The 16,335-nt window shown below is 22.3% G+C and carries 16 protein-coding genes; 11 read left to right on the forward strand and 5 right to left on the reverse strand.

What is annotated here, in order from left to right; translation table 11 throughout:
• The first annotated feature begins 121 nt into the window (after nt 1–121).
• Nucleotides 122–1,318, forward strand: a complete 1,197-nt coding sequence (locus ACTTBI_RS00075) for a DegT/DnrJ/EryC1/StrS family aminotransferase (protein WP_440652099.1) — start codon at nt 122–124, stop codon at nt 1,316–1,318.
• Here ACTTBI_RS00075 and ACTTBI_RS00080 read toward each other — a convergent pair.
• The gene (locus tag ACTTBI_RS00080) at nt 1,315–2,250 is read right to left on the reverse strand and encodes an NAD-dependent epimerase/dehydratase family protein (protein ID WP_440652100.1); all 936 of its coding nucleotides are present in this window, start codon (nt 2,248–2,250) and stop codon (nt 1,315–1,317) included. The genes ACTTBI_RS00075 and ACTTBI_RS00080 overlap by 4 nt on opposite strands.
• Nucleotides 2,251–2,253: 3 nt before the next feature.
• Nucleotides 2,254–2,832 (reverse strand): D-sedoheptulose-7-phosphate isomerase, encoded by a 579-nt coding sequence (locus tag ACTTBI_RS00085; RefSeq protein WP_440652101.1) that lies wholly within the window; start codon nt 2,830–2,832, stop codon nt 2,254–2,256.
• A gap of 45 nt (nt 2,833–2,877) precedes the next feature.
• Here ACTTBI_RS00085 and ACTTBI_RS00090 point away from each other — a divergent pair, with 45 nt between their 5' ends.
• Complete coding sequence (locus ACTTBI_RS00090; RefSeq protein WP_440652102.1) at nt 2,878–4,065, forward strand: HAD-IIIA family hydrolase; 1,188 nt, start codon at nt 2,878–2,880, stop codon at nt 4,063–4,065.
• Here the strand turns inward: ACTTBI_RS00090 and ACTTBI_RS00095 are convergent.
• Entirely contained in the window at nt 4,062–5,006 is a 945-nt protein-coding gene (locus ACTTBI_RS00095; RefSeq protein WP_440652103.1) for a hypothetical protein, read from the reverse strand. The genes ACTTBI_RS00090 and ACTTBI_RS00095 overlap by 4 nt on opposite strands.
• Before the next feature lie 54 nt (nt 5,007–5,060).
• Here ACTTBI_RS00095 and ACTTBI_RS00100 point away from each other — a divergent pair, with 54 nt between their 5' ends.
• The 4 genes from ACTTBI_RS00100 to ACTTBI_RS00115 are packed head-to-tail and all read left to right on the forward strand — an operon-like array spanning nt 5,061 to nt 9,449.
• Nucleotides 5,061–6,008: a GDP-mannose 4,6-dehydratase gene (locus ACTTBI_RS00100; RefSeq protein ID WP_440652104.1), complete on the forward strand. Its 948-nt coding sequence runs from the start codon at nt 5,061–5,063 to the stop codon at nt 6,006–6,008.
• A complete protein-coding gene (locus ACTTBI_RS00105) occupies nt 6,008–7,708 on the forward strand; it encodes an ATP-binding cassette domain-containing protein (RefSeq protein ID WP_440652105.1) in 1,701 nt (566 codons plus the stop codon). Before ACTTBI_RS00100 ends, ACTTBI_RS00105 begins: the two co-directional genes overlap by 1 nt.
• Entirely contained in the window at nt 7,708–8,559 is an 852-nt protein-coding gene (locus ACTTBI_RS00110) for a hypothetical protein (protein ID WP_440652106.1), read from the forward strand. Before ACTTBI_RS00105 ends, ACTTBI_RS00110 begins: the two co-directional genes overlap by 1 nt.
• Nucleotides 8,556–9,449, forward strand: coding sequence for a glycosyltransferase (locus ACTTBI_RS00115; RefSeq protein WP_440652107.1), 894 nt, complete (start codon nt 8,556–8,558; stop codon nt 9,447–9,449). Before ACTTBI_RS00110 ends, ACTTBI_RS00115 begins: the two co-directional genes overlap by 4 nt.
• Here ACTTBI_RS00115 and ACTTBI_RS00120 read toward each other — a convergent pair.
• Nucleotides 9,402–10,277 (reverse strand): hypothetical protein, encoded by an 876-nt coding sequence (locus ACTTBI_RS00120; RefSeq protein WP_440652756.1) that lies wholly within the window; start codon nt 10,275–10,277, stop codon nt 9,402–9,404. The genes ACTTBI_RS00115 and ACTTBI_RS00120 overlap by 48 nt on opposite strands.
• 453 nt (nt 10,278–10,730) lie before the next feature.
• Here ACTTBI_RS00120 and ACTTBI_RS00125 point away from each other — a divergent pair, with 453 nt between their 5' ends.
• Genes ACTTBI_RS00125 through ACTTBI_RS00140 form a run of 4 tightly spaced genes read left to right on the forward strand, consistent with a single transcriptional unit; the run spans nt 10,731 to nt 14,545 of the window.
• Complete coding sequence (locus tag ACTTBI_RS00125; protein ID WP_440652108.1) at nt 10,731–11,855, forward strand: O-antigen ligase family protein; 1,125 nt, start codon at nt 10,731–10,733, stop codon at nt 11,853–11,855.
• Complete coding sequence (gene gmd / locus ACTTBI_RS00130) at nt 11,852–12,898, forward strand: GDP-mannose 4,6-dehydratase (RefSeq protein ID WP_440652109.1); 1,047 nt, start codon at nt 11,852–11,854, stop codon at nt 12,896–12,898. Before ACTTBI_RS00125 ends, gmd begins: the two co-directional genes overlap by 4 nt.
• Entirely contained in the window at nt 12,879–13,796 is a 918-nt protein-coding gene (locus ACTTBI_RS00135) for an NAD-dependent epimerase/dehydratase family protein (RefSeq protein WP_440652110.1), read from the forward strand. The genes gmd and ACTTBI_RS00135 overlap by 20 nt, the downstream gene beginning before the upstream one ends.
• A complete protein-coding gene (locus ACTTBI_RS00140; protein ID WP_440652111.1) occupies nt 13,796–14,545 on the forward strand; it encodes a glycosyltransferase in 750 nt (249 codons plus the stop codon). The genes ACTTBI_RS00135 and ACTTBI_RS00140 overlap by 1 nt, the downstream gene beginning before the upstream one ends.
• Nucleotides 14,546–14,732: 187 nt before the next feature.
• On the opposite strand, the gene ACTTBI_RS00145 is transcribed toward ACTTBI_RS00140, so the two are convergent.
• Nucleotides 14,733–14,861: a hypothetical protein gene (locus ACTTBI_RS00145; protein WP_440652112.1), complete on the reverse strand. Its 129-nt coding sequence runs from the start codon at nt 14,859–14,861 to the stop codon at nt 14,733–14,735.
• Nucleotides 14,862–14,949: 88 nt separating this feature from the next.
• Between ACTTBI_RS00145 and ACTTBI_RS00150 the strand changes: the two genes are divergently transcribed.
• Nucleotides 14,950–15,678, forward strand: a complete 729-nt coding sequence (locus ACTTBI_RS00150) for a hypothetical protein (RefSeq protein WP_440652113.1) — start codon at nt 14,950–14,952, stop codon at nt 15,676–15,678.
• Nucleotides 15,679–16,335 lie beyond the last annotated feature (657 nt).

A 16,335-nucleotide genomic window follows, 5' to 3' on the forward strand; every position in this document is an offset into this window, starting at 1 on the left:
CAATAAATATTTTATATTCCTCTTATGTCTCTCAATGAATTATTTTAAGAAATAAAATAATTGTGCATCTAAAATTTTTTTTTCATTTTATTATTATTTTTAAAATGTTAATAGATATTCAATGATTAAAAAACTTTCAAAAAAATTAAACCATCCATTAATGTCAAATAATATAGATAAAGATGATAGAAATGTTTTAATTTCATTCTTAAAGAAAAATCCAAGACTTACTGCTTCGAGCAAAGTTTTAGAGTTTGAAAAAAAATGGTCTAAATGGTTGGGCACAAAATATAGTATTTTTGTAAATTCTGGTTCCAGTGCAAATTTTATAACAATAAGAGCTCTAAAACTATATTTGGGGAATAATAAAAAGAGTGAAATAATAACTCCACCTTTAACTTGGAATTCAGATGTAGTCTCAGTTCTTGAAAATTCTTATAAGCCAATTTTTTGTGATGTTAGACTTTCCAATTTAGCAATGGATAAAAATGAAATAAAAAAAAAATTAAATAAAAAAACTGCTGCTGTTTTTTTAAGTCACATTCAAGGTTTCAACGGATTAGATGATCAATTGATTAAATTTTTAAAAAAAAAAAAAATTTATTTAATTGAGGATGTATGTGAGTCACACGGAGCAAAATATAAAAATAAAAAATGTGGTACATTTGGTTTAGCAAGTAATTTTTCGTTTTATTACGCTCATCATATGACAACTATAGAAGGTGGCATGATATCAACAAATAATAAAAAATTTTATGATCTTTGTTGTATGCTAAGAGCTCACGGTCTTGTTAGAGAAAGTAAATTTAAAGAAACAAGAAATTTTTATAAAAAAAAATATAAAGATTTAAACGAAGAATTTATTTTTTTTGAAAATGGTTTTAATATGAGATCTACAGAAATAAATGCTGTATTAGGAATAAACCAATTAAAAAAACTTGATAGAAATATAAAATTGAGAAATCGGAATTTCAAATTTTTTATTAACAATCTAGATGAAAAAAAATATTTTACTAAATTTGAGCTTACTGGGATTTCCAATTATGCTTTTCCTGTTTTTTTAAATAATACCGATATTAAAAAAAGAGATAAATTTGAAAAAATATTAAAAAGAAACTTTATTGAGTTTAGAAGAGGAAATGCAGGTGGTGGAAACCAATTAAGGCAGCCATATTTAAGAAAGATATTAAAAGGAAAAAAAATAAATTTAAAGAATACTGACTACATTCATAAATATGGATATTATATTGGCAATTATCCTGATCTTAAATTGAGTAAAATTAAAAAGATTTGTGAAATACTAAATAGTATCAATTAAATGTTCCTATAATTTTGGCTTTTAAGTATTGGGTAAAATTTAATAATTTCTTGAATTCCATCATCTAAGGAATATTTAGTTTTAAAACCACATGACTCAATTTTTTCATTAGAAACTATATAATTTCGTTGATCTGGATCTTTTTCAGTGCTGTTTTCTTCAATAATAAGATCATTGATGTGTTTTTTAATTGCCTCAGCTAATTCAAGCTTAGAAATATTAGTATCTGACAATCCAACATTAAAAATTTCATTTCTAGTTTTTTCATTGTGAATACAAAACTGAAAAACTCTGCTTATATCTCTTACATGAATATAATTTCTCTTAAAATGACTTTCGTATAAAATCAATTTTCTTTCATCAATAGCTCTAAAGGTAAAGTCGTTTACTAGTAAATCTAATCTTGGTCTAGGTGAAACACCAAAAACAGTAGCTAGTCTTAAGCTTGTAACATTAACACTTTCCATCATAATTTTCTCTAATTCCACTTTTTGTTTTGCATATTCAGAAATAGGTCTCAATATTGAATTTTCATTACAAAAGTTGTTTTGATTTCCGCTCCCATAGGCACTATTGGTTGTTGGCATTATAAGTATTTGATCTTTTGATTTATTTTTAAAAATGTTTAATTGAGCATCATAGTTAATATCATGAGAGTCCACTGGAAATTTTTTACAAATAGGAGCCCCAACTAAACCAGCAAGAGGAATAATAATATCATTTTTTGAAATTAACTTTTTAACTAAATCATAATTTCTTACGTCATCATTTATTATGTTTATATTTTTTTGGTTAGCACAGTTAAGTAATGATGATTGTTTGTAATAAAAATTATCTAAAACAGTAACTTCAAATTCTTGATTTAATAAATCATGAACTAAAATAGAACCTATGTACCCAGCACCACCAGTTACTAATATTTTTTCTTTCATAAATTAATTTAAAATTCTTTTCTCTAGCTCTCCGATTAAAAAATGACCTAGAAAAATATGAGCTTCTTGAATGCTTGCTACATTAGAACTATTAATAATTATATATTTATCAGACAATTTTTTTGCCTTACCCCCATTATTACCTAAAATTGATATAGTTTTAATTTTAAGTTTTTTAGCAGTTTTTAAAACTTTTAATATATTTCCTGAATTTCCAGATGTAGAAATACAAATTAAGACATCACCAGATTTTCCAAGACCCTCTAAGTTTCTAGAAAATATATTGTTATATGAGTAATCATTTGCACAAGCTGTCATTGTTGATGAGTCTAATGCTAGAGAGATCATTGGTATTGGTTTTCTATTATTATTCGGCTTTAATCTTACTAAACATTCGGCAGCTATATGTTGCGCATCTGCAGCAGATCCTCCATTTCCACATATAAACATTTTATTACCCATTTTTATACAATCAGCCATACAATGAATTATATCGTTTATTGCAATAATCTGTTTTGTTAAACTTTTTTTTGCATTAACACTTTTTTTTAAAGTAATATTTAATTTTTTTGAAATGCTCATAATTTTACGTAAATTAAACTTATTAACTTAAATTACAATATATAAATGAAAATAAAAAAAAAATTTCAAAAAACCGATTTAGTTATTTTAGCTGGAGGATACGGTTCTAGAATAAAAAAATATCTAAAGAATAAACCAAAGCCCTTATTGAAATTTCAAAACAAACCTTTTCTTGATTTAATTTTAAATCATTATTCAAAGTTTCCTTTCGAAAAAATTTTTATTTTAGCTGGATATAAAGGAAAAGAAATTTTTAAGAGATACAATAATAAATTTAAAAATTTTGTAAAAATAAAAGTTATAATTGAAAAAAAACCTCTTGGTACCGGTGGGTCAGTTAAATCAATATCTAATCAATTAAAGAATAACACTTTAATTGTCAATGGAGATAGTTTTTTAGATGTAAATTTAAATGAGGTATTTTTTAAAAAAAAAAATCTAATGTATTTAACTAGCAATGATAGTTATAAATCTAATAATCAGCTCTCTAATTTAAAAATAAATAATAAAGGATTGGTAATTTTTGAAAAAAAAGGAAAATTGATGAATGCTGGTATCTATTTAATTTCAAAAAATAATTTAAAAATTTTTAGTAAAAATATATTTTCTTTAGAAAAAGAAATTATAGAAAAACTTATAAATAAAAAAGAAATTTTTGGCTTAAATATAAAAAATTTTTTTATTGATATAGGTACAAAAGAAAATCTCTTGAAATCATTTAAAATTATTCCAAAGTATTTTACAAAACCAGCTGTTTTTCTTGATAGAGATGGTGTAATTAATTATGATTATCATTATGTAAACAAGGTTAAAAATTTTAAATTAAGACCTGGAGTTATTGAAGGTATTAAAAAAATAATAAAAAAAAATTATCATATATTTATTTTAACAAATCAAGCAGGTGTAGCTAAAAAAATTTTTAAAGAAAAAAATTTTTATAATTTACAAATTCATTTTAAAAAATTCTTATCATCTCAAAATTTAATGATTGACGAGGTTCAATATTGTTTTTTTCATCCCAAAGCAAAAATTTTAAAATATAAAAAAAATAGTTATTTTAGAAAGCCAGGAAATGGGATGGTAAAGAAATTATTAAAAAATTGGTTTGTTTATAAAAAGAAATCTTTATTTATTGGCGATAGTATTGTAGATCAAAAATGTGCAAAAAAAAGTGGTATTAAATTTTATTTTGCTGAAAAAAATTTTGATAAACAAATAAATAAATTAATTTAGTAATACATTTTATTAAACTTAATATACTTATTATAAATTAGCGAAAAAATGTTTTTAAAAATTTTTGTTAATGAGAAATTATAATTTTTATAGTCTTTAATAAATTTTTCTCTAGAAAAATTATCGTTTTCATAGTTTGCTAAAAATTTTTTATCAGCTAAAAAATGCACCATGTTATTTTGAAATAATTTTTCAAAACTTTCTTGATAGTGTTTTCTTGGTACACTCCAGTACCTAGCTATTATTTTTTTTGATCTGGCATCAATGAAGTTAAATTTATCTTTACATATAACCTCTTCTATTGCGGATGAAAGAAATAATTCATCTCCTTGATTTTTTAATTCATTAAAATTTTCTTGAAATTTTTTATATATTGGTTTTATTGATTGATATAAATTTTCAAAGAATAAATTAGACCCAGCTATAAAATCAGCTCCATACCATTTTTTCTTCCATTTTTTATTTTTTAAAAGACTAAATTCAAAGTTAATTCTGTCAAATCCATATGCCGGCAAAATCAAGTCTGTAATATCATTTACAAGAACATTTTTCTTTCTAGCTAATTTTTGTATTTTTTTAATTACACTTCGAATTAAAACAACATCTAAATCAATCAAGAAAGAAAATTGATTTTTCTGTTTTGACAAAAAATTAAATACGTCTATTCTATAGTAACAAGGATAAAAATGTGATCCTTTGATTATTTTGGTTTTAAAATTAATTTCTTTGATATTAAGAATTGGACTTTTATAAATCCTGTTCAATTCTTTTTCATTATTAGTTAATAATGTATAATTAATGTTATCATGTAGGAGACTTTTAGCGAGCAGTTCTGAATTTTTTATATATACCCTAACCTTTTCATCGTTTGATTTTGGTTTAAAATTTATATTGATATCATTGTCAGCTATATGCAATAAACCATAAAAATGAATTTTCATTAAATTTCATGTATATCAAATAAAAGAAAAAGACAATAATTATAGATTACAACCATGAATAAAATTTTAATAACAGGAGGTGCAGGCTTTATTGGTTCCCATGTAGTGGAATTTTTTTTTAACAAATTTAAAAACTCTAAAATTATTGTTGTAGATAAACTTACTTATTCTGGAAAAAAAATTTTTTTAAGACATATTTTAAAGTCAAAAAGAATTAAATTTATAAAATCTGATATAGTGAATATTAAAAATTATGAAAATGATTTAAAAAATCTTGATTGTGCAATTAATGTCGCTGCCGAGAGTCATGTTGACAATTCTTTTAAATCATCAATCATCTTTACGAAAACTAATGTTCTGGGGTCTCATATATTTTTTCAAAACTGCTTAAATAACAATGTAAAAAAAATTGTGCACATTAGTACTGATGAAGTTTATGGTGAAATACTAAAAGGCTCTTCTTCAGAAAATCAAATGTTTGATCCTTCAAATCCTTATTCTGGAACAAAAGCTGCAGCAGAAATGATTATAGGCTCTTATCTTCGGTATATTGATAAGAAAAAAATATTGATTATCAGATCAAATAATATTTATGGCACTAGACAGTATCCAGAAAAATTAATACCAGTCACTATTACAAAATTATTAAAAAATCAGAAAATCCCAGTTCATGGAAGTGGTAGTTACAAAAGATCTTATTTATCCGTAAAAGATTTTTCAGAGGCATTGTATTTACTTATTAAGAAAAATTATTGGGGAGTTTTTAATGTTGGGACAAATAAAAGTTACAAAAATTTAGATGTTATTAAAGAAATATGCGGAATATTAAATAAAGATCCAAATAAGTTTATTAAATTCATTAAAGATAGACCATTTAATGATAAGAGATATTTTTTAAATTTAAATAAAATATCTAAAACTGGCTGGAAAGCTAAAAGAAATTTTTTCAAAGATCTTCCAGAAATTGTCGATTGGTATAAAAAAAATAATAAAATTTTTTGATGAAAAAAATTTATAATCAGATTAATTTTATTTTAAATCAGAACGAAAAAATTTTTTTTATTTTTTTTATTTTGATACTAATTTTAGCTTTAATATTTCAACTAATTGGTCTTACCACCTTGTTGCCTTTGACTAATTCTTTTTTGAAAATAGATAACTCTGGAATGATTTTTGATTTTTTTGAAAAGTATAGGTCAGCTACAGATATGGATGAGATGTATTTTTATCTTACAATTACTTTTGTGATGATTGTAATTTCGAATTTAATTTTTTTAACATCAACTTTTATAAGTACTAAATTTGCTATAAACATAGAACAAAATGTAAGATATCATTTAATGAATGAATTTATGAGGTCTGATTATACTTCTTTTTTAAAAACTGACGCTAGCACATTAATTTCTTCAATTGTTAATGAAACACAAAGATTTTCTTCGCAAGTTTTGATGCCTATTGGAGAGATTACGTCTAGAGGATTTTTGATTATTAGTATTTCAATATTTTTAATTATTTATGAGCCAGTCTCAACGATATCGATCTTACTAATAATATTTACAAGTTATATTATATATTATTTGTCTCTAAAAAATCGAATTAAAGAAAATAACATAATCCTCACTAAAAGTAATAAAGAATTATTAAAATACTCAAACGATATTTTCTCATCATTTAGAGAAATAAAAATTTATGGTTTAGAAAAGTTTTTTGTTAGTAGTTTTTTTAAATCAGTTGAAAAAATTTCTTCAATTAGATTTTTTACAATTTTTTTCTCAAGCACACCTAGATTTGTTATGGAAATTTTGGTTTTTGCATGTATTTTCATATATTTCTTATTTTTTAGTCAAAATGACAATATTAATTTTGGTTACTTGTCGTTATTATTGTATTCATTCTTTAAAATTATACCCTCATTACAAGGTTTGTTTTCAAATTATATTTCTCTTAAATCAAGTTTGCATTCTTTAAGTACAATTTATGAGTTTTTAAAAAAAAGCAATTATAAAGCTAAATTAAAAAAAACAGAATTTGTCTCAAATAATAAATTTAAGAAAATTTCAATTAAAAATTTGAATTTTTCTTTTGATGATAAAGTTATATTTGAAGATACAGAATTAGAAATATCAAAAGGGGAGAAAGTTGCAATTTTAGGACCAAGTGGCTCAGGTAAATCAACTCTTATAAATTTATTGATTGGTATTCTTTCTCCAAAAGCAGGAAAAGTTATTTTAAATGGGGAAGAAATTCAATCAAACCTTCAACTAAATTTTTTTCTAAAAGATATTGTTTCAATAATACCTCAAAAAACTGTTTTAATGGAATCTACTCTTAAAGAAAATATTATTTTAAATAAAGATTATAATGAGGAAAAATTTCAAAGAATATTGAAACTAGCAAAACTAGACGAATTAATTAAAAATTTACCTGAAAAAGAGCAAACGCATATACATTCATCTAATTTAAATTTAAGCGGTGGACAAATTCAAAGAATATCAATTGCTAGAGCATTATATAGAGAGCCTAAAATCTTAATTGTGGATGAAGGATTTAATCAACTAGATTCAAATACTGAACAAGTTTTATTGAATAATATATTTGATTTTAGAGATTTAACAGTTTTAATTATTTACCATAAAATTACAAATGATGAGTTAATAGATAAAAAGTTTTTACTTGAAAACAATAAAATAAAGTTACTTTAATGAATTTGAAAAAATTTGATATTATTTTTTTATGTTTAGCTAAAAATGTAGAACACACTATAAAAAAATTATTTGATTTTCATCTAAAATTGAATCAAAATAATATTAATTCCTTACTTATTATTGGTGAAAATAACTCTGAAGATAATACATTGAGAGTAATTAATGAATTTTCAAATAAAAACAAAAATACTATTTACTTAGATACTTCATTAATTAATTCTTACAAAAACAGAATAGAAAGATTAACACATGGTAGAAATTATTTAAAAAATTTTATTTTTGAAAAAAAATATGTAAGTAAATTTATTTCAATAGTTGATGTTGATGAAGTAATTAATTGTGAATTAGATTTTAAAAGTTTTATAGGTCTTTTAAAAAATTTAGAAGCAAATAAAAATGAATTGTTTGGGGTTTCTGCAAAATCTAAACCGTATTATTATGATATGCTCAATTTATTCATTGAAGATTATTATGAAAAAGATGTATTAAGAGTCCAGACAAACAAAAACCTTTATAAATCATATTATTTGAGAAAAATAAATATTTATAAATATCAAAAAAAAATAACAAATATTAAAAAAAATATAAAAGCTATTTCAGCTCATAATGGTTTTTGTGTTTATTTGTATGATGATTATATTTCTGGAAATTACCTAGATATTAAAGACGAAGAAAGCAAACAAATAATACCTGAACATCTAGTCTTAAACAATTCTATTCATCAAAAAACAAAAAAACACATGCTAGTATCGAATAATTTTTTTGTTAAAACTCCAAGAGAACATATGCCATATTTTAAGTTTTATGAATTTGCTCTAAACAAATTCTTCCAATATTTTTACAGATGAAGAAAATACCAGTTGTTATATTTTGTTATAACAGACCAGACAAAATAAAAAAACTTTTAAGATGCATTAAAAATAATCGAGATTATAAGAACTACAAATACTTTTTTTTTTGTGATGGTCCAAAAAGTGATCAAGACAAAAAAAAATGTGATGAAGTATTAAAAATTGTAAAGAATTTTAGAATTAAAAATAAAAATATTATAAAAAATAAAATTAACTTTGGTTTATCACAAAATGTAATTAAAGGTATAAGTAAAGTTTTTCAAACAAATAAATATGCAATAATCTTAGAAGATGATTTGTACATATCAAGAAATACACTTAAGTTTTTGTCATCAATGTTAATAAAATATAAAAATCATAATGGTATTGGTAGTATATCTGCATACTCATATTTGCACAATTTTGATAAAATAGAAAACAACTTATACCTTGTTCAAAGACATTGTAGTTGGGGATGGGCAACTTGGAAAAATGTTTGGGATAATATAAATTGGAATAATTATAGAATTAATAAAAAAAATTTTTCTAATGGTGGTTTTGACTTGTGGTTGCTTCTAGAGGGACAGAAAAAAAATCTTATCAATTCGTGGGCTATAAGATTTAATCTTTATTGCCACAATAATAACCTAAAATGTATAATGCCTCGATTTTCTTTTATAAATAATTTAGGTTTTGATGAAAATGGAACACATACAAAAAAAAATTTTTTTAGAAAAAATATTTTAAATATAAAAAGAATAAATATTAATCACTTAATGAAACAAAAACCTTATGAAAGTAATATTATTTCAAAAAAAATTAAGTTTATGCACAAACCTAGTATTAAATTAATTATAAAATTAGTTTTGAATTTTTTTCAAAGCAATATAGAGAATACCAAGATATAAAATTAAAGAAAAAACTATCAATAAAAAATTATTTGTAATTTGCAAATGATATAAAAATAAAAAAAATACAATATAAATAAAAAAAATTGATAAAGTAGAAAACAAACCAAACTTTTTAATCAAATAATCATGCAGATGATCTCTACTTCTTAAAAAAGGATTTTTATTTCTATATATTCTAACTAAAAAAACTCTAAACATATCATAGCCGGGTAACATGAATAAGATAAATATATTTTCAACAAAGATTTTATTTGGATAATGAATTTTTAGGTTGTATTCTTGAATAATTAATAACCCAATCATAGATGATAAAAAAAGACTGCCGGAGTCTCCTAAAAAATAAAAACCTTTGTAAATAAAATAAAAAGTAATTAATGCGCTTATTATAAGACTAATAAAATATATAGAATAATGATCCAAGATGAAAAAATTGTAGTAAATAATCCAAATAGTAATGATACCGATTGCTAGTCCATTAATTCCATCAATTAGATTTATTGAATTCATTAATAGTAATAAAAAAAAACTGGTTATAAAGGTTGAAAAATAAACATTATCAATACTAAAAGTAGTTTCAAATATTTGAAATTTATATTTACTGATAATAAAATTTTCTGAAAAAAAAATAGTTATCAAAAGAAGAGGAATTAAGATTAGGAATTTTTTTTTATAAGTTAGCTTATATTTATCATCAATTAATCCTAAAAAAAAAGAACTTATAGTAATTATAAGAAAAAGAAATAAATCTAGAGATATTTGATTCTTTATAATTTCAATTAAGTATATGCAAATAAATGAAAAAAAAATACCAAGTGAAGCTATTATTGGTGTTGGATGTGAATGGATTTTATTTTTTTCAGGTTTGTCAATTAAATTAAGTTTTAATGAAATGTGATTCCTATAAATGACAAAAAATAATGTTATAAATATTGTAAATGCTATATGTAGAAAATTTATATTAAGTAACATTTATTTTTGAACAAAGAAATTATGCAGCTAAAAAAAGTTAATATTGATATTCTATATTTATTTCTTTTAACAATGACAAGTTTATTTTTTGTTAAAAGTTTTATTGTTAATGTTTTTTATTTAATAATATGCTTAATTTCAGTCTATTATTTCTTATGTTTTAAAATTAATGTTTTTAACAACTCTGTTAATAAAATTTTAACCATTTTATTCTGTTATATTATTTTAAATAGTTTTATCAACTTTTTTCAATTCGATTTATTTTTGAAAAGCTTATTTCAGATTAGATTTTATTTTTTTCTAATTTTTGTGCAAATTTTTTCATTTTTTTTAATTAAAAATATAAAATATTTTTTTTTAGGAAATTTAGTTTTTATAACTTTCATTGTTATTGATTTAATTATTCAATACAAAACAGGTGAAAATATCTTTGGTTTCAAACCACAATTAAATAATTATCGATTTACTGGTATTTTTAATGATGAAATAGTTGCTGGAGGATTTATTTTTCTGTTTGGTTTTTTAGGTTTGAGTTATTTTTTAACAAATCAAAGATATAATTTATTTTTTTTATTTCTTTCCTTTTTTAGTTTTGGAATAATTTTGACTGGCGATAGGAGTCCATTAATAATGATTTTTTTAATTATTTTCTTTAATTTAATTTTTAATAAATATTTAAGAAAATATTTTTTATTTTATTTTTTGATATTATTTACTTTGGTAACTTTAATGATTTTTACTACAGAAAAAAGTTACAACAGATACATCGAGGATATCCATCAAATATTGGATAGATCTCAACCTTCTTTTACAACAGAATATTGGCACAATAGACAAGAAAGAATTGTATTAGAGGAACAATTATTGAATGAACCAAAAGATATAACTATAAAAGAAAAAATTGTTATAAACAAAAAACGTTTTGAGTTTTTAAAAAATTTAGAGTCCATTAAAAATAATTCTAAAGGTAATTTTTTTAAAGAGTCATTGTATAATTTTAGAAATACTATCTATGGAGCACATTATTTAACAGCGATTAACATAATTAAAGATAATCCAGTTTTTGGATCAGGAATAAGAACATTTAGAATTGTTTGTCTTGATTATGAAAATGAAATATTATCTTTTAATAGAAAAGATGGATGTTCAACACATCCTCATAATCTTCATCTAGAAATAATTTCTGAAATTGGATTTATAGGTTATATTTTTTTTATTACTATGATTGTTGTGTTTTTTTATAATATAGTTTTCTCACATAATCAAAAAGAACCAGATAAAACTATAGCAATATACTTATTATCTTTAATGTTTGCAGTTTTGTTCCCATTTAAACCATCTGGATCAATTTTTAGTTCTTGGCTTGGATCACAAATTTGGTTATTGGTTGCAATTAATTATTTATTCATTATCAAAGATAAAGAACAATTATGAAAAAATGTGCTTTTATAACAGGTATTACGGGTCAAGACGGATCTTATTTAGCAAAATTTTTATTAAAAAAAGGATATAAAGTCCATGGCCTTAAAAGGAGAGCTTCATTAATAAATACTCAAAGGATTGATGATATTTATGAAGATAATTTCCAATCAAGAAAAAAATTTTTCTTACATCATGGAGATATGACAGACGCCTCATCATTACAAAGCATTATTGAAAAAATTAAGCCAGATGAAATCTATAATCTAGCTGCTCAATCGCATGTCGCTGTGTCTTTTGAACAACCAGAGTATACCGCAAACACTACAGCATTGGGTACGTTAAGATTATTAGAAATAATTAGACAAACAAATAGAAAAATTAAGTTTTACCAAGCTGGTACCTCAGAACTATACGGAGGTATATACAAAAAAAAACAAAATGAAAAAACGCCATTTCACCCAAGAAGCCCATATGCTATAGCCAAATTATACTCTCATTGGTTAACTAAAAATTATAGAGATGCTTATGGAATATTCGCATGCAATGGAATTTTGTTTAATCATGAAAGTCCACTTAGAGGTGAAACATTTGTTACAAAAAAAATAGTTTCTGCTTTAGTTAAAATTAAGTATGGGATGCAGAAAAAATTATATCTTGGTAATATTTATTCAAGAAGAGATTGGGGTCATGCTAAAGATTATGTTGAAGCAATGTGGCTAATGATGCAAAAAAAGAAACCTGAGGATTTTGTTATTTCTACAGGTAAACAAATTTCTGTAAAGAAATTTGTTAATCTTGTCTGTGATGTTTTAAAAATTGATATTTATTGGAATGAAAAAAATAAATTTCCTTATGCAACTGACTCTAAAAATAAAGTAATCATTCAAACAAGTTCAAAATATTTTAGACCAACAGAAGTAAACACCTTGGTAGGGGACTCTAAAAAAGCTAGAAAAATTTTAAAGTGGAAACCTAAATATGATTTAAGAAAGCTAGTTAATGAAATGATAGATTACGAAATTTATTTACATAAAAATGTTAAAAAAAAATTCTAAAATTTTTTTAGCAGGACACAATGGAATGGTTGGGTCTGCTATATTACGACTTCTTAAAAAAAGAGGTTATAAAAACATAATAATTAAGTCAAAAAAGGAATTAGACCTAACAAATCAAAAAAAGACTTATGAATTTTTAAAAAAAAATAAACCTGAGTATGTTATTATAGCTGCTGCTTTAGTTGGAGGCATTAAAAAAAATATAGATCTTAAGCCTGATTTTTTAATAAAAAATACTTTAATTGCGAGTAACATAATTCATGGATCATATCTTACAAAAATTCAAAATCTTTTATTTTTAGGTTCGAGTTGTGTTTATCCAGGAAATTTAAAAAAAGAGATATCAGAGAATATACTTTTAAAGGGAGAACTTGAAAAGTCTAATGAGGGATATGCTTTAGCAAAGATTTTTGGAATAAAACTTTGTGAATATTATTCTCAGTATTATAAATTAAATTACTTTTCTTTAATGCCATGTAATGTTTTTGGACCAGGTGATAATTATGATTTAGATACATCTCACTTTTTGCCAGCAATCTTAAAAAAAATTAAATTGATAAAAGAAAACAGAATGAAATACCTTTATCTATGGGGAGATGGCAAAGCACTTAGGGAAGTCATTTATGTAGAGGATCTTGCTGATGCATGTCTGTTTTTTCTAAAAAAAAAAAATAATCCATCGTTAATCAACATTGGTACAGATATAGAATATTCGATTAAAAATTTTGCAAAGCAAATAATGAAAATTTTAGATGTAAAAACTGAAATAAAATTTCACAAAACAAATATCAAAGGTACGTATAGAAAAAAACTTGATACTACATTATCTAAAAAATTAGGTTGGAAATATAAAACTAAGTTTAGTGAGGCTATTATAAAAACTTATGAGTTGTTGTAATGACAAAATTTACAATAATTACAGTTGTAAAAAATGATGAAAAAAATATTAGCAGAACTATCGAAAGCGTACTTTCTCAGACATTCAAAGATTTTGAATATATTATCGTAGATGGTTATTCCTCTGATAATACTAAAGATGTTATTAAAAAATATAATGATCCTAGAATTCAGTTTTTTTCAATTAATGATAATTCTGTATATGAAGCATTAAATTATGGAATAAAAAAAAGTATTGGCTCATATATAGCCATGCTACATTCAGGTGATTTATTTTTTGATAAAAATGTTTTAAGTAAATTTTCTGGTGCAATTCACAAAAATGAAATCATTACTTCAAATTGTTATTATTATACAAATAATTATAACAAAATTATTCGCAAATGGATTAAGCCTTTTCAAAAATTAAATAAATTTAATTCATTTAAAATAGCTCACACAACAATGGTAATCAAAAAAAATATTTTTCTTGAAATTGGTTATTATTCTGAAAATTTACAAATATCTTCAGACACAGAATTTATTTTAAGATTAGTTAATATGAAAAAAAATGTTGTTTATTATAATATTAATTCAATATTAATGAAATATGGTGGCAAAAGTACTTCCTTACAGTTTTTTAAAAAAAAAATTTCTGAAGATTTAAAAATTTATTTTCAATACTTTGGAATGATTTTTATATTTTTTTATATTTTAAAAATTTTTTCAAAATTACCTGATTTTATAAATATAAAAAATTTTAATAAATGAAATCCTCATTTTTGATTTTACTCACAATAGTATTAAATAATTTTTTTCCAACATGTTTAATGTTTATTTTTTTTATCTTGGACTCCAATATTATTGGAGTTGAAATTGCCTTGTTAACAAGTGGCTTGAATATTATATGTCAAATTTTTTCTTTGCATGGGCGAAATATTATTCTTACATCAAAATCTCAAAATTTTTCTAGTATATTTTCTGATAGAATAATATTTTCTTTAATCATATTATTTACTTTTTTTTTTATCATAAATTTAACAAACATTAGTTTTCTTAAAATCACAATATCATTTTCACCAATCATTTTAATATTTTGGGTTAATGAAATTTTAATATCAATATTAGAAAAAAAAAAACAAATAAGATTTATTTTTAATATATGCTTTTTGATAATGTTATATATTTTTCTTGTAATTCTTTTGATTATTTTTGAAAGTTTTATTTTTTTAATTTATTTAAATCTATTTTTTTCAATCATTTTTTTAATTAATCTATATATATCCTTAAAAGAAATAGTTAATTTTAATTTTGATTTAAATTTTAATGATCTATTAAAAGCAGATTTAAAATCGCTATCATCTTTTTTTCTAGTTTTACCGGTATTTGTTTGGAGAATTTTTATATATGAAAATTATAGTGTCGATATAGCGGCTATGTATTTTATGTGTTTTGCTATTGCATCTCTCCCTGGTACTTTGCTCCTAAATGTCATAGGTGTGTCATTAATAAGATTAAATTTAACGAAAGTATTTAAATTAATAATTTTAGGTATTATTTCATTAATTGTTTTTAATATTGTTTTTAAAGATATAATTTTAGATATTATTAATTCAATTTTTAGCTCAATTAATGAGGAAAAATTTTTCATAACTTTGTTATTTTCATTAGTTGGATCTATATTCTTGATTTTAGGAGTGTTTGATAGGTGTGTAAAATTTGTAAATTATAAAAGTAAATCAAAAATTTATGAAGTTGATATCCTAAATGCTTTTTTAATTTCAATAATTGTTCCCATAATTATTTTTCTTTTTGATAAGAAATTTATATATTTTTCGTTTATAATTTCAGGATTAATTAATTTTATAAATTATAAATTTGTTTTAAATGACAAAAAAAGCTGAAATTTTATTTTCTTTTTTTATATTTTTAGGCTTGCTACTTCATTATGTTTATAACTTAGATACAGATATTTTTTTATTTTCAATTTTTTCTGTTTTATTTAACATTTACCCCTATCTATGTTTGCGATACAAAATTTCTTATGTTCATCTTTTTTTTTCAATTTTCATTTGGTTAGGATTCTACTTTAAGTATTTATGTGTTGAAATTATTTATAATGGAATTTATCCCGAAATACCCTCAGGATATTTCTCATCTCCAGTAAAAAATTCTAGTTTAATAATTTCATCATTAGCCTGTTTTGCATTAATATTATCTTTTATTTTTTATCTGAAATTTTTAAAAAATAAAAAAAAAATTAGAAAATTTGTCTTGAAAAAACAAATAAGTATTTATTTAGAACAGCATTTTAACTTAATTATTTTTTCATTATTAATATTAATATTATTAATTACTTACTTTAATTTTAAAAATTTAATTTATCAAAAAGGAATTATTAATCATGAAGGTGAATACAATTTTTTAAATACTCCTTTTAAAATTTGTCTAATATATGGGTTTTCCTCTTTCATTTGTTTAACTATTTATTTTTATAATTATTCATCAAAAAAGATATATTTTTATTTCCTTTTTATATTTGAAAATTTTTTTTCTTCGAT

The sequence above is a fragment of the Candidatus Pelagibacter sp. HIMB1542 genome (assembly GCF_052047835.1).
Classification (GTDB): Bacteria; Pseudomonadota; Alphaproteobacteria; order Pelagibacterales; family Pelagibacteraceae; genus Pelagibacter.